The following is a 22,586-nucleotide window of genomic DNA, read 5'->3' as shown; positions in this document are numbered from 1 at the left end:
TAAATTCCATAAGTCAATCATACTAAAGTGATTGACATTTATTTTTCACAAACTTTTATATCATACTTTTTTGAACTTATTAACCAATATAGATTAATTATTCAAAATCCAGAAAAAGAGCAAAAAGACAAGGAACAAAGCATACATAATTGGATGAACTTCTTTTCCTCTCTTAGCAGCTATCATCGTAATAGGATATGCAATCACACCAAGTGCTAATCCATCTGATATGCTGTAAGTCAATGGCATACCCAATAAAATCAAGAATGATGGAATTGCAATCTCCATTTTGTCCCATTCAACTTTCTTCATATTTTGAGCCATTAATACACCAACAATGATTAAAGCAGGTGCCGTTACTTGGTTCGTAACAACGCTCAAAAGAGGTGAAAAGAACATTCCAAAAATAAACAAAACTCCTGTAACTACTGCAGTCAGTCCTGAGCGACCACCAACTGCAATCCCTGCTGACGATTCCACATAAGCACCCACAGGCGATGTACCTAGCAATGCTCCAGCAGTCATCGCTGTCGAATCAGATAATAAAGCCTTACCTACTCTTGGCATCTTATTGTCTTTCATGAAACCAGCCTGTTGTGCCAATCCCACCAAAGTACCTGCCGTATCAAAGAAAGTAACCAGTAAGAAAGTTAATACAACAACCACCAACTGCATTGAATTAATGTTTCCAATATGTTGTACTGCTACCAAGAAAGTTGGTTTCAAGCTCGGAGCCCCTGAAACTACAGCGGTAGGCAACTTAATCATTCCTGTGACCATTCCTAAAATTGCTGTTGCAGCCATACCGATGAAGATGTTGCCGGGAACACGGCGTACTAATAAAATTGCAGTAACCACAAGCCCAAAAATAGTTAACCATGTTGTTCCAGAAAAACTACCTAAAGCAACTAGCGTAGATTTATCTGCAACAATAATACCGCCATCTTCTAACCCGATAAATGCAATAAACAAACCAATTCCTGCCGAAATTGCATATTTCAAGTTAGCAGGAATTGCATCAATAATTAATTCCCGTAATTTAAAAATTGTAATTAATAAAAAGATAACTGAGGCTATTAAAACCCCTGCTAAAGCGGTTTGCCAAGGAACTTTCATTCCGATACAAACTGAATAAGTGAAAAATGCGTTAATCCCAAGTGCTGGAGCTGTAGCAATCGGATATTTTGCATATAGTCCCATTAAGATACAGCCAATCGCGCTTGCGATGGCAGTTGCAGTGAAAACAGCACCTTTATCCATCCCTGAATCGCCTAGAACACTAGGATTAACAAAAAGGATATACGCCATTGAAATGAATGTTGTAAATCCAGCCAGTAACTCGCGTCCAATAGTCGACCCTAATTCATTGATTTGAAAATAAGACTCGATTTTTTCTTTCAAAATACTTACCCCTTTTTTACGAACATTAAAATTCGTATTTAAATATAAAGCACGTTGATTAATATACTACAATGTAAAAAAAATGTAAATACGAATATTATGTGCCTATAATGTTCGTATTTTGCCATAAAATACCTTATTAATAAATAATTTTAAAATCTTGACACTAATTTAAAATAAAAAGATGCCATAATCTCCTTACGAGATTACGACATCTTTCATGTTTATTCCATAATAAAAAGTTAGTCTTCTTTGTTTGCAAAACCATATTTTTTGTTGAAACGATCCACACGTCCGTCTGCTTGTGTAAACTTCTGACGTCCAGTGTAGAATGGATGTGAATCACTTGAAATTTCAACACGAATTAATGGATATGTGTTTCCGTCTTCCCATTCGATCGTTTCTGCTGAGTTCTTAGTTGAACCTGAAATAAACTTATATCCTGTGGATGAATCTAAGAAAACAACTTTATGATAATCTGGATGAATTCCTGGTCTCATTTTATACTCTCCTTTGCCCTGACCCATTTGCTGAGCCAGAGTTAATCTTTATACAACAACAAACATTCTAACATGAATAAAAAAGATAAGCAATTATCTTTTTTTATTTCTTTTGCGATAAACTAGCATTAATTTCATTAATAAAGGTTTCGTTATTTTTTGTCTTTTTTAAAGCTGTAATGACACGCTCAGTCTGTTTGGCAATATCACCATTCAATTCTTTGCGGAATCTCCACATAAAATTCAGTTTTTCCTCGGAAAGCAGTAGTTCTTCCTTACGAGTTCCTGATTTTTTCAAATCAACTGCTGGAAAAATACGTCGTTCTGCCAAATCTCTGGCCAATTGAATTTCTTGATTACCTGTGCCCTTAAATTCTTCATAAATGACATCATCCATGCGGCTGCCAGTGTCAACAAGCGAAGTCGCCAAAATCGTCAAACTGCCACCTTCTTCAATATTTCGAGCAGCTCCAAAAAACTTCTTAGGTTTAAATAAAGCTGCCGGATCAATACCACCAGAAAGCGTCCGTCCGCTTGGAGGAACCACTAAATTGTATGCCCTGGCCAGCCTTGTTAATGAATCCAACAAAATCACAACATCTTGTTTGTCTTCCACCAATCTCATTGCACGTTCCAAAACAAGTTCCGAAACCTTAACATGGTTCTCAGGTTTTTGATCGAAAGTTGAATAAACAACCTCCCCCTTCACCGTTCTTTCAAGATCAGTAACTTCTTCGGGACGCTCATCAATTAATAATACAATCAGCTTAACTTGTGGAAAATTTTGCGTAATTCCATTAGCAATTGCCTTCAACAAGCTTGTCTTTCCAGCTTTGGGAGGCGCAACAATCAAGCCACGCTGACCAAAACCAATCGGTGCAAATAAATCTAAGATTCTAGTAGATAAAACATTTTGTGTTGTTTCTAACTTCAATTGTTTTGTTGGATACAAAGCAGTCAATGCAGGAAAATGCGGTCTTTCTTTTGCCTCTTCAGGATGTTTCCCATTAACGCTATCAACATGCATCATCCCATAATAGTGTTCGTTTGGCTTGGGCTGACGAACCTTCCCTGCAACTAGGTCACCATTACGTAAGCCAAAGCGTCTAATTTGCGAAGATGAAATATAGATATCTTCTTGCGAAGAACCATAATTAATTGGGCGCAAAAATCCGAATCCATCTTGCTGCGTTGATATATCCAGAACACCGGACATGTAATAAAAACCTTGTTCCTGTGCCTGGGCTCTAATAATCGCCAGCGAAAGTTCCTTTTTATTCATCTGACTGTAATACGGAATTTTAAAATCGCGAGCATATGAATAAATCTCTTTTAAATTTTTATTTTTTAAATCAACTAATGTTAGATTTTTCGTAGTCTCTTCTCCTCAACTATCCCTGATCTGATTGTTTCGATATCTAGTTTATTCATCAATTATTTTAATTTCAACATCCAAGCCTCTTAATTTCTCGACAATTCGTTCATATCCTCGTAAAATATTATCAGCATTTGTGATTGTCGTTACTCCCTTAGACATCAGTGCTAATCCTAGTAAAGAAACACCTGCTCTAATTTCACTTGCCTTAACGGTTGCTCCACGCAAATTATCAGAATGTCCAACAGTAATTACCCCGTCACGACTTGAGATAGCAGCTCCCATCTTTTGCATCTCAGCAATATGTTTAATACGTTCAGGATACAGTGTATCAATAATCTTACTTTCACCATTTGCTCTCATCAGCAATGGCGTTATCGGTTGTTGTAGATCTGTTGCAAATCCGGGGAAAGGTGAGGTCTTAACAGTTACTGGATTTAGGTTCTCACCGCCTTTTACGTAGATACTGTCTTCATTAACTTCTAAATAAATTCCCATTTCAACAAGTTTGGCAATAAACGGCTCCAGATGTTCTGTGATAACATTCTTTACTAGCACACCATTCCCGTTTGCAGCAGCAAACGCCAAATAGGTCCCTGCTTCAATCCTATCTGGAATAATCGTATGTGTATTTGTAGCTTTCAGACTCGAAACACCTTTTATTCTGATAACATCGGTTCCCGCTCCACGAATTTGAGCACCCATATTATTTAAAAAGGTCGCTAAATCAACAATTTCAGGTTCCTTTGCCGCATTTTCAATAATTGTTGTCCCATTTGCTCTAACTGCGGCCAAGAGGACATTAATTGTTGCACCAACAGAAACAATATCAAAGAAAATCCGTGCGCCTTGTAAGCCATTTTCTCCAGTTGTAATTCTTACTGCATCATTTTCTTCGATTACCTGTGCTCCGAGGGCTTTAAAGCCCTTAATATGCTGATCAATCGGTCTTGGACCTATATTATCTCCACCCGGGAAGCCAACAATGGCCTCACCAAACTTTCCTAAGAGTGCCCCCATAAAATAATAAGATGCACGTAAACTTTTAATTGCTCCACCTGGTAATGGTACACTTTTTATTTCTGTAGGATCTATTTCTAATTCACCCTTATCAAACACTGATTTAACATTCATTGATTCTAAGATTAACATCAAATTATGAACATCTAAAATATCTGGAACTGAATCAAACTTAACCGGTGTATCTGCTAAAATTGCAGCCGGAATGAGGGCAACTGTACTATTTTTTGCTCCGCCTATCGTGACCTTGCCTGACAGTTTTTGCCCTCCTCTAATAATCATTTTTTTCATTTTTTTAAAATCTCCACTCGATTATCAAGTCAATATAATATGCAATTAAGGTGCCTATATATTTTATATGGTACACCAACATTTGACACGAAAAGTGTCTCTTCTAATATTACAAGATAGGCAGTCAGGTTTCAATTAAAAAAGGCCTAATTTAAGAAATTTATTCTTAAACATTCAGCAAAAAAATTAATTAATCCTCATTAATACACATTCTCTGCTTCGCTAACTACTTTGAAAATGTAAAAAAACTAGTTTCAAACGTCTGCAAGCACAATAAAAAGCAAGAAATTATCATACAAAACAACCTTTGTGATAATTTCTTGCCGTTTACTATTGTGACTAATAAATTTAAAATTTTATTTAGAGCTCGCAACTACAAAAGCCTGGAACAAGCCTTCTGGTCTCTGTGGCCTTGAAAGAAATTCAGGATGATACTGTGAAGCTACAAAGAATTTGTGCTTACTTAACTCAATAACCTCAACTAAGTGATTATCAGGGGAAGTTCCCGCAAATGTCAATCCATTTTCAATAAATGATTTACGATATTCATTGTTGAATTCATAACGGTGACGATGACGTTCTTGAATCACTTCTTGATTGTTATAGGCTGCAGCAGCAACTGAGCCTTGCTTTAGCTTACATGGGTATAATCCTAATCGTTGTGTCCCACCCATTTCTTCAACATCTTCTTGATCAGCCATTAGATCAATAATTTTATTAGAACATTTAGGATCAACTTCTGTTGTATTTGCATCTTCGAGTCCCACAACATTACGAGCAAACTCAATACATGCCATTTGCATTCCCAAACATATTCCTAGGAATGGTACATTATTTTCACGGGCATATTTAATTGATTCAATCATGCCCTCAAGCCCACGATCTCCGAATCCACCAGGTACAATAATGCCATCATATGGCCCCAATTCAGTTGCTACGTTTTCAGCATTCAACTTTTCTGAATCAAACAGTGCAACTTCAATATCGGCGTTTATTGTATATCCTGCATGTTTCAAAGCCTCAGCAACCGAGATATAAGCATCCGGTAATTTTACATATTTTCCTACTAAGGCGATCTTCACTAAGCGATCAAGATGCTTAACCTTATTAGTTAGTTCTTCCCATTCACTCATATCTGATTCTGGTGACTCAATGTGCAATAACTTGCAAACAATGTCATCCATGTGCTGTGCCTTTAAATTCAAGGGAATTTCATACAGCGTTTCAACATTCATTGACTCAATTACAGCTTCAGGTTCTACATCACAGAAACTTGCAATTTTGTTGCGCATACCCTCAGAAATATGCTGTTCGGTTCTTACTACCAAAATATTCGGTTGAATTCCTAATCCACGAAGTTCTTTAACACTATGCTGCGTTGGTTTAGTCTTCATCTCACCGGCAGCTTTGAGGTATGGTACTAATGTTGTATGAATATAAACCACATTCTCACTGCCAACCTCTGTCCTCATCTGACGCAAAGCCTCTAGAAATGGCAAAGACTCAATATCACCAACTGTTCCCCCGACTTCTGTAATTACGACATCAGCATTGGTAGTAGTTCCCGCACGCATGATTTTTTCTTTAATCATATTAGTAATATGTGGTATTACCTGAACAGTTGCACCTAAATAATCACCACGACGTTCCTTACGAATAACTTCTGAATAAATCTTACCGGTTGTAACATTTGAATATTTGTTCAAATTAATATCAATAAAACGTTCATAATGTCCCAAATCCAAGTCCGTCTCAGTACCATCATCCGTTACAAAAACCTCTCCATGTTGGTAGGGACTCATAGTTCCAGGATCGACGTTGATATAGGGATCGAATTTTTGAATCATGACTTTCAATCCCCTGTTTTTAAGCAGTCTTCCAAGAGATGCAGCAACAATTCCCTTTCCTAATGATGACACAACGCCACCTGTCACAAAAATATATTTGGTCATTAAAGATTCTCCTTTGAATATTTTTTCAGGGTAGACACGCAATTGACACACCTATAAAAATAAAAATAACAAGCTCCCTATTCTGGTGAATAGGGAGCTTGTATAATTACCGTCCAACGACTCCACATAAAAACATGAAGTGCCCAATAAAGATTGTACCCAAAAACAATTAACTAGTCAAGACCTAGTAATTATAATTCGTCATCTTCCTCAACATCATCATCTGACATCTCAGTTAATTGGCCTTCAATCCCATCAGGTAAATCCTCATCTTCGTCATCAGCGTCATCAATATCATTTAAATCTTTGCTATATTCTTTAAGTTCAGTATTGTCGCCTTCGTTTGCATAATCAATATCCAAATCATCATCTTCTGGATCATCATCATTGTAATCGATGACATCATCATCTTCACTTGCATCGGCCATGAATGCATTGACCTTTTTACGCTTCTTACTCTTTGGCTCATCAGTTTCTTCATCTTCAGTATGAACAACTGCCTCGTCAATAGAATCATACGGATACCATGAACGCAAGCCCCAAAGATTGTCACCCAAAGAAATGAAGCTACCATCTACATTTAAGTCAGTGTAAAATTGTGAGAGTCTTTCTCTGATTTCTTCATCGCTCTTGCCAAGATATTCTTGTGCAGCATTCACCAAATCGGCAAAAGGAGTAACATCCCCTCGTTGACTTAAAATTGCATGTGCAACTTCAATCAATGATAGTTCACTTCTGTTAGCATCCTTGAATTTTTCTAGCTCCAAACGGTACACGTCCTTTCTACAGTCTAAATATTATCATACATTTTTATGTCGTAAATTGCAATCTTATTTTATACTCACCCAAAAGTTTACTCCCACTATACAACAAATAGTCAATATGCACTGCTCCTGCCAATGGAAAATCATTGATGTTGACACTTAATGATGGGGTAACCGTCTCAATCGGAATCTCCCCATATGGAGTTCGGTAAGTAGCGGATACTCTTTTGTTATTTTCAAAAAAGAGCTGCATCCGCATCTCCTTACTCTTTCGCGTCAGTTGGATACCACCGTTATTGTTGATTTTAAAGGTAACAACTGCGGTTTCTTGGTTATCATCCTCAGTATACCGAAGATAAATTGAGTTCCCCATCTGAAACAATTGGCCCTCAAATTTACGATCGTATTTAATGACCTCGCTATCTTGTTTGGTGAAAGTTTGGAGAGTTATTAAAATAGCTATCCCATTACTCAAAGAATCATCCCTTTTTGTCATCATATTATATCATTTTTTCAAGTCATCTACTACAATCTTACCATTGCTTACTATGCAAGAAATATTATATTAAGTTATAATCAATATAGTTGATTTATCAGTGCATATCAATATAGGAGTTGATTAGTTATCACTGTTTATACAAGTAAGAAATTAAAAAGAGAAAAAGTTTTGAGAGATCCAATCCATAGCTATATTTACGTCCAGCATCAGGTAATTTTAGACCTTATTAACACACGTGAATTTCAGCGATTACGCAGAATTCGTCAGCTCGGAACTGCAAGCAGTACTTTTCACGGTGCAGAACATTCGCGCTTTACTCATTCAGTCGGCGTATACGAAATTACTCGCCAGATCTGTGACAACTTCCAACGTAATTATCCTTCCAAAAATGCAAATGATGGTCTTTGGAATGATGATGAGCGTCTAGTTGCTTTGTGTGCTGCGTTACTCCACGATATTGGTCATGGTCCGTACTCACATACTTTTGAGCATATTTTTGGAACCAACCATGAGGATGTGACCGTCAAAATTCTAACTTCGCCTTCCACTGAAGTTAACAAGGTTTTGCGTGAAGTTGCCCCTGATTTTCCAGAAAAAGTTGCAAGTGTAATTCAAAAAACATATCCCAATCCGCAAGTCGTTCAAATGATTTCAAGTCAAATTGATGCCGACCGGATGGACTATCTCCTCAGAGACTCATACTATACAGGTACTAATTATGGAACTTTTGATTTGCGCAGAATCCTACGCGTCATGCGTCCATACAAGAATGGTATTACTTTTCACATCAGTGGAATGCATGCAGTTGAGGACTACATTATGAGCCGATTTCAGATGTATCAACAGGTCTATTTTCACCCTGTCTCACGTTCCATGGAGGTAATTTTAAATAGACTGCTACAAAGAGCAAAGTTTCTTTTTGAAAACAGTCGTTTATTGCAAGAAAATTCACCACAACTTCTGTTACCTTTTTTTGAAAATAACTTCTCAGTCGAAGACTATATTCGCCTTGATGATGGCGTTTTGAATACTTATTTCATCCAATGGTCTATGAGTACCGATAAAATACTGAGTGATTTAGCGAGCCGTTTCTTGAATCGCAAACCCTTAAAGTCCGCACGCTTTTCTGCCACCACTAGTGGTCAGATTCCTAAGTTGCGTAAATTAGTTTCTGCTGCTGGTTATAATTCAACTTACTATACAGCAACTAATGATAGCTTTGATTTGCCCTACGATGTTTATGCACCCAACCAAAGCAAAAAAATAACACAAATTGAATTATACCAAGACGATGGCACACTAATTGAACTCTCGAAAGTCAGTAAACTTGTTGCTGCAATTACCGGAAAAGTTTCTGGTGATGAGCGTTTCTTCTTTCCTAGAGAAATGCTGACGTCTTCAAAACAAATTGATTTGTTTGCACCCATCTATGAAAAATTTCAAGGATATTTAAAAAATGGTTGGTTAATTGAGAAAAAAAATGATTGAGAAAAAATACCATAATTTGATGATATTCGATTTAAACATAGATTTTTGATTCACGGAATATTGTTTCTTATATATCGAAGGGACTAGGTCAAGATTTAACTTTTGACCTAGTCCCTCTCTTTATTTTGGATAAACATGTTCAAAAAGATCAAATTTTCCGTCTAACCTCCAGTTACTCATAGCATTGTAGCTTTATTCGCAATTTTGAATTAGTACTAAACTTTTGCCGACCTATTTCATGCCCTCTATATTTGTTACTGTAGCAAAAAAACCTTTTTCTTTTCCATTGAGCTGTTTTACTAACTTCACACCAGCATCGGTCAGAGTACCGGGGGATAAATTTACAAAGCTTGTTCCAACTTTTCTGGGACGCTTTGTAATTATCTTCGCCGTAAAGAGTAAAACTTCAGTAGTTGCTAATTGTTGTATTCCTACTCCATTTGAAATAGCAAAATCAATCACCTGATGCTCTTTGATCTCTACTTCATCTTTAGAGAATGCCGCTAAAAAGACTAAAAAATCAGCAATAAAATCATAATCTATCACCATCGTTCTTCCCCCATTCAGACTTTAAAAAGACAACATTTATCAATATTTAAAATATTGGCTCTTTTTAATCTTGTTTGTTTACATAAATTTGGATTCTCGTCTATCTTTTTTTCAAAAATTTTTAGAACTGCTATCATTTTCTCTAAATTAAATATGTGTTCTTCCATTTTTTGCTTTTTTTCCCATCTGCTAACCTCACTCGAAATTGATTTCAAACAAGAAACATCACTTAGAATTTTTCGGTACCTTACCAATGCAAATTTAATATTTAAGGTAGATGAAATTGTTTTAAGGTTTCCAGAATCTTGACAATTTTCAAGTAAACTGAAAAATTCAGGATAGTGCCATAACTTTATGGTGTAATTACCATAGTATCGTTCGAAAACTTGTTCATCACTTCTTATATCGCTCATTTTCAATGCATTCTCCTCAAAATTAAGTAATTATATTACATATAATTGTACTATCACCTCAGGTACCAGAATTTTCTTATTTTTCAACAAAAACAAAAAAAAGAAACCAACTGTGAAATATGTGCACTTATTGCAAATTTCACTGCAGTTTCTTTTTTAATTATCATAAGGTAATAATTATAGATAATACTATATATGTGACTCCTATTATTGAAGCACTTTTACCGAATTTACTAAAATGAATCGGCTGATTTTTTATACTCCCAACTTCTCGCACATTTATTTTAGCTTGTTGGTACTCATCGTCGGTTTCACCCTTTTTCTTATGTTTAAACCAGCCAGCCAATAAATGCGCACCCAGCAAGATATCAACAATCATTAGGCAAACGGCTGCTAAACCTACCATAAACAAAATATTAGAAATCAAAATTTTGTCTATGCCCACTGCAGCCGTACCCATCAGTATAATTCCAACTACCTGAATAGCTGTGACACTTTTAAAATAATATTTTTGTTTGAATCGGTTCATCTAGTTTCCATCCATTTAATTAATATTTGTATACTCTCCAGTAAGTTCATCAGCTTTTTGGACTTTTCCAGTAGTGTAGTCGTACTTATACATGCCCTTTAAGTTAGAAACATTTACATTATCTGGGCTAGTATGTCTAATTTCAATCTGGTATGTGTTGTCATCTAGTTTCGTAACATAATATTGGTCTCCTGCCTCCTGCGGGATTCCTGTTACTGTTCGAAATTTCGTTAAAATTTGCGTATCGGACAACTCCGCAACTACCGACGAAACCTGGCTATTTGTTGCACTACTAATTGAACTTCCAGTCTGACTAGCATAGGTTGAACTGACAATTTTAGAATTTCGTGCATTAGTATAGCCACTAGTTGTTGCCTGACTAGTTGATTTTGCCTGGGACGCAACGCTTTGATTTTGTGCAGCTGCGATCTTTTGCTGATAACTTTTCGCTTTTTCCTGATAGGAAGCCACAGCCTGGTACTTACTAGATAAGGCCATTAATGTTTGATAACTTCCCCCAGCTTCAGAATATTTTCCTGCATCGTAGTATGCTACCGTTTCATTATAATAGATTTTTGCAAGTTTAACAGCTTGATACTCTTTCTGCACAGCATTGATTTGTTTAACCAACTTATCTGGTTTCTTAACTTTAGCTAATTGCTGCAATTTTTTATCTGCTTTAGATAATTTGTTTTCAGTCACTGCTCTTTTAGCAGAAAGTAAATTACCAAGATTTTTGTATAACACTTTAACTTTCTTGTTTCCGGCATTTTTTGCAATTACTTTTGATAGCTCACTGTATGCCTGTTGAGGAGTTCCCTTATCAAGGTAATTTAAAGCCTTCGTATAATGAGACTCAACCTGTTCTGTTGTCATTGAAGAACTTTTGTTACTACTGTTACTACCATTACTACCTGCAGAACATCCAACCGTTACGGTTGCCAACAAGGTTACCGCCGCTCCCCAAAAGGCCTTTCTCAATCGTATTCTCATAATTGCTGCCTCCCTACTAATTATTATGCTCCCTACAAAAATTATAACATGGTAAGTATCATTTAGTATTCAACTGATTTATGATTTCTTTGGATTATTTTCTTTATTTGTTTTAAAAACCGTTATCTCAATCGTTACCCAGATGACTAACACCACTGAAATTGCCGCATAGATTACCAACATTGTCTCGCTTGCAAAAATCTTAGAGTTTGCATAATAACCAAAACTGGCATCTAATTTTGAAATCAATATGAATAACGCTAGATTACCGCCAAACATACCGAAAAATAGCGTGTTAAATGTCATCCCCATGATTTGCAATCCAATATTTCTGCCACTTGTCCTCAATTCCTGCGCTGTTTTAGCTGCTCCTTGTTCAATTATTTCCTCCATCCCACTTGCAACAGCGATTGCTGCCTCAGCAATCGCTCCAAGTGTACTTAAAATCGTCGTTGCAATCGCAATCGAAGCAAAATTTACACCAATTGCAACATTGAAGGCTTCAATTTCCTCTGACTGTTCATTACTGAATCCATATATCTGCATCAAATAGTTCATTGGGATGATTAACAGTATCATTACTGCTAAAACTAGTAAAGTTGATATAAAAGCTGTATTCGTCTGTGACTCATTATTATTGCCAACATAAATAATGATTGCAAGAATTGATATCCCAGTAAACATCATTACAAAAACAGGCGGAAAGCCACCGGCAATCAAAATAACTGTTAAAAAGAGTAGCCCAAAGTTGACAATTAGTGTAAAAAAGGCAGACAAGCCTCTTCTTCCACCACTTAAAATCATCAGTAAAGCCAAGATAATTATCAGAGCCATTATTGTGTTCATTTCATGCTTTACTCCTTTCTAACGACCAAGCGGCAAATAAACTTGCTGCCGGAATTACTAATGCTATTCCAATCCCACTAATCACAGCTTGCAGTAAACCAAGTGACATGGTCCATGAAAAAGTATACCCGATCGTATTCTTGGTTCTGAAATAGAGAACAGCCATTGTAAAAGTTTCAGCAAAGAAAATCAAGAGCAGCACATTTATCAGCGGCCCCATAATGTCTTTGCCAACTTCCCTTCCTGAGCGATAAAGCTGCTGAAATGAAACTTCTGGCTGACTGCGCTTTAACTCGAATAATGTCGACACAATATCCGTTGCTGCATCCATAACTGTTCCCAATAAGCCAATCAAGGTCGCAGATAGAAATAATTGCTTTGGCTGTTGTGTGGCAAAATCCAGTGCTTCATAATGCATCCCATTATCCTGTGTCAGCCACATGACACCCACTGAAATAAGCAATGCAAGGGCTGTACCACTAAAAATTGCCGCAAACGTAACCGCAAACTGCCTATTAAGACCAACTATTATAGCCAATGTTATTGCTGTGAAGATAATCGCACTGACCGCAAAAATTATAAAAAAGTTTGTAATATTCCACGAAACATCAAGCTGCACAATTATCAAGAACAATATAAAGTTAATCAAAACACTTATAATCGTCCTCACTCCATCAATCTTCATCACCATAAATAAAAGACATACCATTATCCAACACATCATAAACAGATAGGTATCCCGTTTATAATTTAGCGGAGTCACTTCAAATTTACCATTATCATGATTAAGTGTGACAAAAAGTTGCTGGCCTTTTTGATACTTTTGGCTCAATCCTCCAGATGCAGTATATGTATTCTGAAATTTAAATTTTTCTCCTTTTTTATTGCTGTTCAGAAGTACTCCATAGACTGTCTGATCAGTTTTTTTATCATGGTTTCCATATTCGTCTGAGGATTTGAATGTTTTTCCTTGTTCAACTCGTGTAACTTGCAAAATTGATTGCTTATATAAAAAAGCATCATGCGTTGATACAATAAAAATTAAAACTGCCCCCAAAATCAAAATAATACATTCAAAAAAAAGCTTTTTTTTCATCTCGTACTCTCTTTTCTTATTACTTTGGGTAAAAGATACCATTCATAACACTTTTTTGAAAGAAACAATCTATTTTCTTAAAAGAAAAAAGACAATTTGAAAACTTGACCTTTACTCTTTATAATTTATATTAAACAATACTAAGGATGGCACACTTTATGAATAATACACAAAAGGTTCTAGAGCTCCTGTCAAATTCAACCAATTACCTCTCTGGTGAAAAGATCGCAAGTGAGGTTGGTATCTCGCGAACAGCAGTCTGGAAAATTGTTAAAAATCTGCAAGATCTGGGTTATCCAATCAAAAGTAAGATGCATTCAGGTTACTATTATAAAGATAACAATAAGCTTAATGAATTTATTATCAAAAAGAATTTACCCACGGATCTTAAAAATATTGCTTTCGAACTTCACGATTCGCTTAATTCAACTAACATAAGGGCAAAAGAGATTAGTGCAAGTCAAGTTGACTCACAGCCCTTAATAATTATCAGCGATCAACAGACTGGAGGCTATGGTCGTTATGGGCGCTCCTTTAGCTCGCCTAAGACAACTGGGATTTATATGAGTATTTTGCTAAAGACGCAATCGAAAGAATTAAATCCCGGATTGCTAACAACCGCCACTGCTCTTGCTGTAGCACGCACAATTGAAAAAAATCTAGGTGTTGCTACTCAAATAAAGTGGGTAAACGATGTCTTAGTAAACCAGAAAAAAGTTGTTGGTATACTGACTGAAGCAGTTAGTGATATTGAAAGTGGCTCTATCAACCAAGTGATTATTGGTATTGGAATCAACTATCTATCTGATATTTCTCTTTTCCCGCCCGAAATTCAAGAACGTGTCGGTACTTTGCGAGAATATGTTGAACAATCCCACTTATCTCGTAACTACTTCATCGCACAACTATTAGGCGAATTTTTTGCACTGTATTCAGATTATCAATCGGGCGATTTTATAGATGAATATAAAGAAAAATCATATCTCATTGGAAAGAAAGTCACAATTATCCAAGGGGAACAAAGAGTCAGCGGAATTGTTGCTGACATTGATAAAAAGGGACGGCTTGTCTTACAGGATGGAACTATTCTTTACTCTGGTGAAGTTACAAAAGTACGCCTAGTTTAAAAAGAGCGTCTCAAAAATTGGGAATCTTCGCACACTGATTTACAGTGATCGTAAAAAGCCAATTTGAGACACTCTTTTATTTTGGGGTTGACTAGAAGTTAAATTTTAATCTAACTTCACTATTTATTCCATAGGTCAAAATTTTCCCTCTAACCTCGAATTACTCATAGCAAAGCACTCGCTTATGATTGTAAATTGGCGTTAGTGCTCAAATTTTACCGACTTGAGTCACACTACCTTTAAGTACTGACTTTTTATTTAAATATGGGCCATAAGGCAGTATACTTATGCTCTTTGACTTTAGGGTCGGAGAATGTGTTGCCCTTTAGTATTTGAACACAAGCTACTGGCTTATAGCCCATATCGCTAATCAACTATTTTTTTAAGTTAGCTGCAGCTGCTTCATCAACAATGACAGTAACATTTGAATGCTTCTGCAAGACACTCGCAGGACATTCCTCAGTCACAGGTCCTTCAATCATTTTTGCAACTGCATCGGCTTTATTGTCTCCAAAAGCCTCTAGTATTATACTTTTAGACTTCATTATTGATCCAATCCCCATAGAGTATGCATACTTAGGTACATCTTCTTCATCCTCAAAGAAACGCGCATTTGCTGCAATCGTTGAAGGTGTTAAAGCAACTTTATGAGTTGTTAAATCAAAGCTTGAACCTGGTTCGTTGAATCCAATGTGCCCATTGCGTCCAATTCCTAACAACTGCAAATCAATTGGATTGTCAGCAATCACTTTATCATACCGCTTAACTTCCTCTTCTGCATTTGCTGCATCACCTTGTGGCAAATAAGATCTTTTGAAGGGCTTAAACTCAAACAAGTTTTTCTCCATATAATACCGGTAGCTTTGCTCATCCGTTGGTTTTAAGCCGACATATTCATCAAGGTTAATAGAAATACATTTTGAAAAATCAATCTTACTCTTCACGAGATGCTGATAAGTTGTCACAGGCGTACTTCCAGTTGCTAATCCAAACACCTTTGCACCGTTCGCACATGCATCATAAAAAAGTTTGCTTGCTTTCTTTCCACCTTCGGAACTATCTTTAACAATAATGATATTCATTTTAATTACCTCCATTTTTTAGTACAACTCCATTGTAATTGGGCTATACCAAAAAAGCAAGTAACTAAAATAGTAAGTTTGCCTCATTTACTTTACAATCGTAACATATCTGTAAGCGCTTGTAAATATTTAAAAGCATTTATAAGTCATTTTAAGCATTTGATTGCAAAATATAACCTAGGCTTCCTTATTAAACACGTAAAAACCCTAGTCGAAGGGGCTCTCGAAATGTCTATTACAACATAACTCCCTCCAACTAGGGCTTCCATGCTAAATTAAATATCTAATTTGCGATGTTTCAACGAAGGTAACACCCTCCGGTCAGCTACTCCAACAAAATATCCTTGAAATAACAGTGAGAACACCGTTCCAACATTAACAGCAAAAATCTGCTTATTACTAATCACCGTGATAATAATAGCGGCTATTGGAATAAAGAATGATGCTAACTGGGCAACAACGGGATTCCCTCTGAAAAATTTAAAACGGATAATCTGCATCATATCGTCACAAGGATGCAGAATTAAGTTCACTCTCTGATAGATTGAAATTGCTGTCGCAATGCAAATTATACCAACACAATCCAATACCACTCTAATTGTTAACGGTAAATTTCCAATTCCCAGAAGGACAAACTCTCGTGATAACAATCCCACAAGATATGCAAATGAAAACATAAAAATCAAATACCCCGCAACTCGTCTAGGTGAAATTTTTCCAACTAAGACTAAATTCACGATAATAGCAAAAATTCCTTCCAATATAAGAACAATGCTTAACGGTATTAAAGTCGCATGTGCAATATTAACTGCAGCTGCAGTCCACAAAGCACTTCCTAGATTCAATGAAACTGTTAATGCATTTCCAAAACTATTTAAGATAATTGAAAAAATAAAGTACCCTATCATCAAAGGCATATCGTGATGATAAGCATTTATAACTGGCTGTTTTTCCATGGCTATTTACGTAACTACCTCGCTAAATATATTATGTTTAAACTCACAGATTATCTTACTTTATCCACTCTAATAGTTCAATCTCTTTTTGCAAAAAAAACCAATATCTATTCTTGTTTATTACAAATAATACGTTTAGAATAATTAGAAAAAAAGAAAGAATGTGACTAGATGACCATTCCTGATATCAAACTAAGATTAGTAAGGTTAGAAGATGCACCTGCGCTTTTACATATCTATCAGTACTATGTTCAGCAAACTGCAATTACATTCGAATATGATACTCCTTCTGTCAAGGAATTTGAAAAAAGAATATCTACTATTTCCCTTAAATATCCTTATCTAATTGCTTACACAGATAATAAAATACTGGGTTTTGCATATTTGAGCGCTTTTCATCCCCGTGCTGCGTATATTTGGGCTGCGGAAATCTCGATTTATCTATCACATGACATACAGCATCACGGCATTGGCACATTGTTATACAAAGAGCTCGAGAAAATAGCTGCCGCACAAAATATCCTAAACATTAATGCATGCATAAGTTTGCCAAAAACTATTGATCCGCACCTTCCAATGACAAGTATCTATTTTCATGAAAAAAATGGATTTAAAAAGGTTGCTCATTTCCACAATGTCGGATACAAATTCAATACTTGGTTTGATATGATTTGGATGGAAAAAACCAACAATTCTCATCCAACGCCTATGAGCCCTTTTATTCCATATTGCGATATTAAGAATACTTTTTACGCTTAATCCTTAATTATTACAAATTACTTGGCAAGTGATACAATAAATACATGATAAATTAAGGAGGTTTTCTAATGAGTGAAAATGTTTTATTTAATCAAGGTCAGGCGATCTCAAGTAAATATGATTTTAGCAAAACATACCTTTCGGCAGAACTTTTTAAGAAGAAGAATGGCAGTGGACCCGAGCCGTCCGCTAATCAACCAGAATTAATAACATTAAGCGATGGAAATGAGATTCCATTGATTGGATTTGGAACATATACTCTTACCGGAGGATCTGGTGTTAATACAATGATGCAGGCATTATCGACCGGCTATCGCGCACTTGATTCGGCTGTTAATTATGAAAATGAGGGTGCTGTTGGCGAGGTTATCCGCAGGTCTAGTTTAAAACGTGAAGACCTATTCATAACTTCAAAATTACCAGGACGTCATCAAAAGTTTGACGAGGCAATCACAACAATTCAAGAATCACTGTTTAGGATGCACCTTGATTATTTCGACCTTTATCTAATACATTGGCCTAATCCACTTGAAAATCATTATGTAGAAGCATGGCAGGCTCTAATCGAAGCACAAAAGATGGGCCTTATTCGTTCAATTGGTGTTTCTAACTTTCTTCCAGAACATTTAGAAAGACTTGAAAAAGAGACTGGTGTATTACCGGTTGTAAACCAGATTGAACTTCATCCTTACTGGTCTCAACCTGAACAACGCAAATTCGATAAAGAACACGGTATCTTCACGCAAGCCTGGAGTCCCTTGGGTCGTGCAAATGCCGTTTTGCACGATGAAATAATTAAAAAAATTGCTGAAACTCATCATAAATCAATTGCACAAGTTATCTTGCGTTGGGAACTTCAACTTGGCGTAGGTGTCATTCCAAAATCAAGTTCTACAAAACGACAGTTTGAAAATTTGGATCTTTTTAACTTTGAATTATCGGATGAGGAAATCTCCTCAATATCAGCACTTGACAAGCCTGATGGACGGACAAATAGTCAAAATCCTGCAGTATATCAGGAGTTTTAGACTCATTGCTTATTTTTTCCTTATAAATTAATCATAATTATTTACACTCACTAAAAGAGGAGTTAGGCCAAAATTTAACCTTTGACCTAACTCCTCTACTTATTCTGGGTAAACATGTTCCATAAGTCGAAATTCTTCATCTAACCTCAGATTTTACCGACTTATATCACTATTTTTGATACATCACAATATCTTAAAATATTGTCATTTCAATAATCTTAAATATTATGAAATCTATTTTTGAACAGCGGACTTACTGATTTATTTTCATGGATGCGCGTAATTGCATCCCCAATCAACGCTCCAACAGAAACTTGAACAAGCTTATCAATACGCTTTTCTTCAGGTAACTTAATTGAATCAGTAACTACCAACTTTTTAATAGGCGAATTTTCAATACGTTCAATAGCTGGGCCTGAAAGTACCGGATGCGTAGCACACGCATACACTTCAGTTGCACCAGCGTCCTTCAAAGCTTGAGCAGCCAGCGTAATCGTTCCGGCAGTATCAATCATATCATCAATTAAAATACATTTTTTACCATCAACCGAGCCAATAATATTCATAATCTCAGCAACATTAGCCTTAGGACGACGCTTATCAATGATAGCAATTGGGGCCTTTAGAAATTCTGCCAGTTTACGTGCCCTTGAAACTCCACCGTGATCAGGTGAAACAACAACAGCATCTTTTTCAAGACCATTTGTCAGGAAATAGTCTGCTAATAATGGGGCTCCCATTAAATGATCCACCGGAATGTCAAAGAATCCTTGAATTTGGGCTGCATGCAAATCCAGCGCAACAACCCGAGTAGCTCCGGCCTTTACCAACATATCAGCAACCAGCTTAGCCGTGATTGGTTCACGGGGTCTTGCTTTGCGATCTTGTCTAGCGTATCCATAATAAGGAATTACGACATTAATGACAGATGCACTAGCACGTTTAAGTGCATCAATCATGATTAACAACTCCATCAAATTATCATTGACTGGAGCCGAAGTCGACTGAATTATAAAGACTTCATCTCCGCGAATACTTTCTTCAATATTAATACGAATTTCACCGTCACTAAAACGGTCAACAGATGTTTTACCTAAAGTCACACCAACAGCAGCAGCAATTTTTTCTGCTAAGGGCTTGTTCGAATTCAAAGCAAATATTTTAAGCTTCGGATCAGCATATTGTTCAGACATGATAGCCTCCATTTTTCTATTTCTCTATAACAATACTATTCATTTCTTACAATAAAATCAAGATTAATAATGGATTTATCATTAAATATTTTTATGCGTACTCATTTCGGCCTTCTCAGCAGCATCCGCAACTGGATAATGGTCAAAATAACCTTTTTTATTTACTTGTCTTCCACGAGCAATCGCCATGTCATGTGCATCAATATTGTTCGTAATTGTTGAACCTGCAGCAACGTACGCATGATCAGCTACTTCAAGTGGTGCAATCAAATTAGACCCACTTCCGATGAAAGAGTAATCACCGACATTGGTATGATGCTTGTTGATGCCATCATAATTTACAAAAATAGTTCCACAGCCAACATTTATATTTTTGCCTAGAGTGGCATCACCAACATAGGTCAAATGTCCGACCTTCGTATTCTCACCAATTTCAGCCTTCTTAACTTCGACAAAGTTGCCAATATGGACATTTTTACCGATTTTAGCAGCAGGTCTGAGATGACTATATGGCCCAACATTGCTTCCTTCAGCCATCGTTGATTCTTCCAACAGTGAGGCAGTCACAGTTACATTATTTTCAATTACTGTATCCCGAATTTCAGAGTGTGCTCCAATAAAACAATCTTCTCCAATAACTGTTCTTCCCTTTAAAACAACACCTGGCTCTATCACTGTATCCCTGCCTACTTTTACATCAACATCAATATAAGTCGTTTGTGGATCAATCAGAGTCACACCATTTTTCATATGTTTTTCATTGATACGCTGTCTCATCAACTTATTTGCTTGAGCAAGAGCAACACGATCATTGACACCCATTGACTCATCAAAGTTTTTCATCTTATAAGCGGCTATCACTTTACCAGCATTTTTAAAAATTTCCATAACATCTGTCAGATAATACTCGCCTTGAACGTTATCATTTTTGACCTGATGCAGCGCCTCAAATAATTCTTTATTATCAAAACAATACACTCCTGTATTGATCTCTGTAATTGCCGTTTCCTTTTCGTTTGCATCTTTTTGTTCAACAATCTTCTCTACAATTCCTAATTCATTGCGTACAATTCTTCCATAACCAAACGGTTTGGGTGCTTCTGCTGTCAAAACAGTTGCAACAGCGCCCTTTTGTTCATGATATTCAAATAACTCAGAAAATGTTTGTGCCGTGAACAACGGTGTATCACCACATACAATTAGTGTGACTCCATCTTTGTCTTTCAATAATTCTTCAGCTTGCAGTACCGCATGGCCTGTCCCTAGCTGTTTAGCTTGAAGTGCATATTTCGTCCGCTTTCCCAATCTCTTCTTCACATCTTTTGCACCATGCCCGATAATTGTAACAATTTCATCCATCTTATTTTCTTCAACCTGTGATAATACATGTTCAACCATTGCCTTACCGCAAACTGGATGTAGCACCTTGTACAACTTAGATTTCATTCTTGTTCCTTGCCCCGCAGCAAGAATCACTGCAAACTTTGAAGTCATCTTAAAATCTCCTCTGATTAAACCAAATTTTCTCTATAATCATAACCTAAGTGACGTAAAACGTGCAACTACTCTTACTAATTAAATCATTGATGCTTTCTCTCGCACATTTTTATAATAAAAAAGTTCTGAAAAAATCAGTCTTCACTAATCTCTCCAGAACTCCTTTTTTTACTTTTTTATCTGTTTGATAAGTCAACCTATTTTGATGGCGTACCAAAAACTTTTTCGAGATAATTACCCGCACTGACATGAATCGTCTTGTCCAATGTATTCACCTTATCCACTTTCAACAATGATGTATATTCATCAATCATTCTATGGCCCTCAAAAGTTGCTTCAGCAAATACAGTAATTCCAACTAATTCAGATTCAAACTCTTCAATCATGCTCTTCATCCCATTGACGGTTCCACCGCCTTTCATGAAATCATCAACTACTAAAACATGCGAACCTCTCTTCAAACTTCGCTTTGATAATTCCATCTTTTCAATTCGTTCGCTTGATCCAGACACATAATTGACCGAAACCGTTGAACCCTCTGTAATTTTAGAATCTCGACGTAAGATTACAAACGGAACATTTAAATAGCTTGAAACACTTTGTGCAATCGGAACACCTTTAGTTGCAACAGTCATAACTGCATCAATTTGCTTATCAAGATACTGACGAGCAATTACGCGTCCCACTTGACGTAAAACGTCTGGTCTACCCAGTAAATCTGAAAGATATACATATCCTCCTGGTAAAAGGCGATCCTGTTCTGACATTTCGGTCATCATAGATCCAATAAAATCACGACATTCTTCTTCACTGATAGACGGAATAAATCTTGCGCCGCCCGCAGCTCCAGGAATAGTTTCTAAAATACCAATTCCACGACTCTTGAATGTTCGTTTTACGATTGCTAAGTCTTCACTTATTGATGATTTTGCAGATTCATAACGTTCAGCAAAATATGTCAAAGAAATTAATGTATGCGGTCGCTCAAGCAAAAAACGAGTCATATCAATTAAGCGATCGCTTCTTCTTGTTTTCACTCTTTATTCCCCCTACTTGTATCTCTTTATTAGAGTAATGCCCTAAAAATAATCTACCCAACATTATAAATCATTTTACGTAATTTGAATAGTTTTTTTATCATTTTTATTAAAATTGTTCGCATTTAATGCTAAATTTTAATTTTTATACGAATCACACTTGATTACTATTCATTATTTTCTAACATTCG

Annotated in this window: 22 protein-coding genes; 4 read left to right on the top strand and 18 right to left on the bottom strand. The window is 36.3% G+C overall.

The window, feature by feature from the left end; genetic code table 11:
* Positions 1-93 precede the first annotated feature (93 nt).
* From GSM_RS12590 to GSM_RS12560, 7 genes are all read right to left on the bottom strand, one after another.
* Complete coding sequence (locus GSM_RS12590; RefSeq protein ID WP_003687275.1) at positions 94-1,401, bottom strand: NCS2 family permease; 1,308 nt, start codon at positions 1,399-1,401, stop codon at positions 94-96.
* Between the two features lie 242 nt (positions 1,402-1,643).
* Entirely contained in the window at positions 1,644-1,901 is a 258-nt protein-coding gene (locus GSM_RS12585) for a type B 50S ribosomal protein L31 (RefSeq protein ID WP_003687273.1), read from the bottom strand.
* Positions 1,902-2,004: 103 nt separating this feature from the next.
* A complete protein-coding gene (rho, locus tag GSM_RS12580) occupies positions 2,005-3,228 on the bottom strand; it encodes a transcription termination factor Rho (protein WP_050901475.1) in 1,224 nt (407 codons plus the stop codon).
* Between the two features lie 96 nt (positions 3,229-3,324).
* Positions 3,325-4,587 carry a UDP-N-acetylglucosamine 1-carboxyvinyltransferase gene (gene murA, locus GSM_RS12575; RefSeq protein WP_003687269.1) on the bottom strand — a complete coding sequence of 421 codons (1,263 nt, stop codon included), beginning with the start codon at positions 4,585-4,587 and terminating at the stop codon, positions 3,325-3,327.
* A 356-nt stretch (positions 4,588-4,943) separates the two neighbouring features.
* Entirely contained in the window at positions 4,944-6,539 is a 1,596-nt protein-coding gene (gene pyrG / locus GSM_RS12570; RefSeq protein ID WP_003687266.1) for a CTP synthase, read from the bottom strand.
* A 191-nt stretch (positions 6,540-6,730) separates the two neighbouring features.
* On the bottom strand, positions 6,731-7,306 hold the full coding sequence (gene rpoE / locus GSM_RS12565; RefSeq protein ID WP_003687265.1) for a DNA-directed RNA polymerase subunit delta: 576 nt from the start codon (positions 7,304-7,306) through the stop codon (positions 6,731-6,733).
* A gap of 43 nt (positions 7,307-7,349) precedes the next feature.
* Complete coding sequence (locus tag GSM_RS12560) at positions 7,350-7,802, bottom strand: YwiB family protein (protein ID WP_003687263.1); 453 nt, start codon at positions 7,800-7,802, stop codon at positions 7,350-7,352.
* A gap of 126 nt (positions 7,803-7,928) precedes the next feature.
* Between GSM_RS12560 and GSM_RS12555 the strand changes: the two genes are divergently transcribed.
* Positions 7,929-9,290 (top strand): HD domain-containing protein, encoded by a 1,362-nt coding sequence (locus GSM_RS12555; protein WP_029327455.1) that lies wholly within the window; start codon positions 7,929-7,931, stop codon positions 9,288-9,290.
* 231 nt (positions 9,291-9,521) lie between these two features.
* Here GSM_RS12555 and GSM_RS12550 read toward each other — a convergent pair whose 3' ends face one another.
* The 6 genes from GSM_RS12550 to GSM_RS12525 all read right to left on the bottom strand — a co-directional run bounded on the left by GSM_RS12550 (position 9,522) and on the right by GSM_RS12525 (position 13,716).
* On the bottom strand, positions 9,522-9,839 hold the full coding sequence (locus GSM_RS12550; RefSeq protein WP_003687259.1) for a hypothetical protein: 318 nt from the start codon (positions 9,837-9,839) through the stop codon (positions 9,522-9,524).
* Between the two features lie 14 nt (positions 9,840-9,853).
* On the bottom strand, positions 9,854-10,252 hold the full coding sequence (locus GSM_RS12545; protein WP_003687257.1) for a hypothetical protein: 399 nt from the start codon (positions 10,250-10,252) through the stop codon (positions 9,854-9,856).
* Positions 10,253-10,415: 163 nt separating this feature from the next.
* Entirely contained in the window at positions 10,416-10,781 is a 366-nt protein-coding gene (locus tag GSM_RS14365) for a DUF3899 domain-containing protein (RefSeq protein ID WP_010078373.1), read from the bottom strand.
* 15 nt (positions 10,782-10,796) lie between these two features.
* Positions 10,797-11,774 carry a tetratricopeptide repeat protein gene (locus tag GSM_RS12535; protein WP_010078372.1) on the bottom strand — a complete coding sequence of 326 codons (978 nt, stop codon included), beginning with the start codon at positions 11,772-11,774 and terminating at the stop codon, positions 10,797-10,799.
* Between the two features lie 78 nt (positions 11,775-11,852).
* On the bottom strand, positions 11,853-12,620 hold the full coding sequence (locus GSM_RS12530) for a YibE/F family protein (protein WP_010078371.1): 768 nt from the start codon (positions 12,618-12,620) through the stop codon (positions 11,853-11,855).
* Between the two features lies 1 nt (position 12,621).
* Positions 12,622-13,716: a YibE/F family protein gene (locus tag GSM_RS12525; protein ID WP_003687245.1), complete on the bottom strand. Its 1,095-nt coding sequence runs from the start codon at positions 13,714-13,716 to the stop codon at positions 12,622-12,624.
* 158 nt (positions 13,717-13,874) lie between these two features.
* Between GSM_RS12525 and GSM_RS12520 the strand changes: the two genes are divergently transcribed.
* Positions 13,875-14,843, top strand: a complete 969-nt coding sequence (locus GSM_RS12520) for a biotin--[acetyl-CoA-carboxylase] ligase (RefSeq protein ID WP_003687244.1) — start codon at positions 13,875-13,877, stop codon at positions 14,841-14,843.
* 374 nt (positions 14,844-15,217) lie between these two features.
* Here the strand turns inward: GSM_RS12520 and nagB are convergent, their stop codons facing one another.
* Both nagB and GSM_RS12510 read right to left on the bottom strand, forming a co-directional pair.
* Positions 15,218-15,925: a glucosamine-6-phosphate deaminase gene (nagB, locus tag GSM_RS12515; protein ID WP_003687242.1), complete on the bottom strand. Its 708-nt coding sequence runs from the start codon at positions 15,923-15,925 to the stop codon at positions 15,218-15,220.
* Positions 15,926-16,200: 275 nt separating this feature from the next.
* On the bottom strand, positions 16,201-16,881 hold the full coding sequence (locus GSM_RS12510; protein ID WP_003687240.1) for a DUF6198 family protein: 681 nt from the start codon (positions 16,879-16,881) through the stop codon (positions 16,201-16,203).
* Positions 16,882-17,052: 171 nt separating this feature from the next.
* Here GSM_RS12510 and GSM_RS12505 point away from each other — a divergent pair, with 171 nt between their 5' ends.
* Both GSM_RS12505 and GSM_RS12500 read left to right on the top strand, forming a co-directional pair.
* Positions 17,053-17,640, top strand: coding sequence for a GNAT family N-acetyltransferase (locus GSM_RS12505; protein ID WP_003687238.1), 588 nt, complete (start codon positions 17,053-17,055; stop codon positions 17,638-17,640).
* A 68-nt stretch (positions 17,641-17,708) separates the two neighbouring features.
* The gene (locus tag GSM_RS12500; protein WP_003687237.1) at positions 17,709-18,668 is read left to right on the top strand and encodes an aldo/keto reductase; all 960 of its coding nucleotides are present in this window, start codon (positions 17,709-17,711) and stop codon (positions 18,666-18,668) included.
* A gap of 218 nt (positions 18,669-18,886) precedes the next feature.
* Here the strand turns inward: GSM_RS12500 and GSM_RS12495 are convergent, their stop codons facing one another.
* From GSM_RS12495 to purR, 3 genes are all read right to left on the bottom strand, one after another.
* Complete coding sequence (locus tag GSM_RS12495; RefSeq protein ID WP_003687235.1) at positions 18,887-19,861, bottom strand: ribose-phosphate diphosphokinase; 975 nt, start codon at positions 19,859-19,861, stop codon at positions 18,887-18,889.
* Positions 19,862-19,942: 81 nt separating this feature from the next.
* The gene (gene glmU / locus GSM_RS12490; protein WP_003687233.1) at positions 19,943-21,355 is read right to left on the bottom strand and encodes a bifunctional UDP-N-acetylglucosamine diphosphorylase/glucosamine-1-phosphate N-acetyltransferase GlmU; all 1,413 of its coding nucleotides are present in this window, start codon (positions 21,353-21,355) and stop codon (positions 19,943-19,945) included.
* A 200-nt stretch (positions 21,356-21,555) separates the two neighbouring features.
* Positions 21,556-22,395: a pur operon repressor gene (purR, locus tag GSM_RS12485; RefSeq protein ID WP_003687231.1), complete on the bottom strand. Its 840-nt coding sequence runs from the start codon at positions 22,393-22,395 to the stop codon at positions 21,556-21,558.
* Positions 22,396-22,586 lie beyond the last annotated feature (191 nt).

Origin of the sequence: Liquorilactobacillus mali KCTC 3596 = DSM 20444, assembly GCF_000260415.1 — a bacterium.
Lineage (GTDB): Bacteria > Bacillota > Bacilli > Lactobacillales > Lactobacillaceae > Liquorilactobacillus > Liquorilactobacillus mali.
The sequence above is the reverse complement of the archived record's forward strand: the minus strand, read 5'-3'. Positions and strand labels throughout refer to the sequence as shown.

Excerpts from the sequence above, each read along its gene's own strand:
- GSM_RS12530 (WP_010078371.1), bottom strand. The coding sequence starts at position 12,620 with ATGAACACAATAATGGCTCTGATAATTATCTTGGCTTTACTGATGATT.
- pyrG (WP_003687266.1), bottom strand. The coding sequence starts at position 6,539 with ATGACCAAATATATTTTTGTGACAGGTGGCGTTGTGTCATCATTAGGA.
- glmU (WP_003687233.1), bottom strand. The coding sequence starts at position 21,355 with ATGACTTCAAAGTTTGCAGTGATTCTTGCTGCGGGGCAAGGAACAAGA.
- GSM_RS12495 (WP_003687235.1), bottom strand. The coding sequence starts at position 19,861 with ATGTCTGAACAATATGCTGATCCGAAGCTTAAAATATTTGCTTTGAAT.
- GSM_RS12550 (WP_003687259.1), bottom strand. The coding sequence starts at position 9,839 with ATGGTGATAGATTATGATTTTATTGCTGATTTTTTAGTCTTTTTAGCG.
- GSM_RS12585 (WP_003687273.1), bottom strand. The coding sequence starts at position 1,901 with ATGAGACCAGGAATTCATCCAGATTATCATAAAGTTGTTTTCTTAGAT.
- GSM_RS12500 (WP_003687237.1), top strand. The coding sequence starts at position 17,709 with ATGAGTGAAAATGTTTTATTTAATCAAGGTCAGGCGATCTCAAGTAAA.
- GSM_RS12505 (WP_003687238.1), top strand. The coding sequence starts at position 17,053 with ATGACCATTCCTGATATCAAACTAAGATTAGTAAGGTTAGAAGATGCA.
- GSM_RS12535 (WP_010078372.1), bottom strand. The coding sequence starts at position 11,774 with ATGAGAATACGATTGAGAAAGGCCTTTTGGGGAGCGGCGGTAACCTTG.
- GSM_RS14365 (WP_010078373.1), bottom strand. The coding sequence starts at position 10,781 with ATGAACCGATTCAAACAAAAATATTATTTTAAAAGTGTCACAGCTATT.
- nagB (WP_003687242.1), bottom strand. The coding sequence starts at position 15,925 with ATGAATATCATTATTGTTAAAGATAGTTCCGAAGGTGGAAAGAAAGCA.
- GSM_RS12520 (WP_003687244.1), top strand. The coding sequence starts at position 13,875 with ATGAATAATACACAAAAGGTTCTAGAGCTCCTGTCAAATTCAACCAAT.
- GSM_RS12560 (WP_003687263.1), bottom strand. The coding sequence starts at position 7,802 with ATGATGACAAAAAGGGATGATTCTTTGAGTAATGGGATAGCTATTTTA.
- GSM_RS12545 (WP_003687257.1), bottom strand. The coding sequence starts at position 10,252 with ATGAGCGATATAAGAAGTGATGAACAAGTTTTCGAACGATACTATGGT.
- GSM_RS12510 (WP_003687240.1), bottom strand. The coding sequence starts at position 16,881 with ATGGAAAAACAGCCAGTTATAAATGCTTATCATCACGATATGCCTTTG.
- GSM_RS12525 (WP_003687245.1), bottom strand. The coding sequence starts at position 13,716 with ATGAAAAAAAAGCTTTTTTTTGAATGTATTATTTTGATTTTGGGGGCA.
- murA (WP_003687269.1), bottom strand. The coding sequence starts at position 4,587 with ATGAAAAAAATGATTATTAGAGGAGGGCAAAAACTGTCAGGCAAGGTC.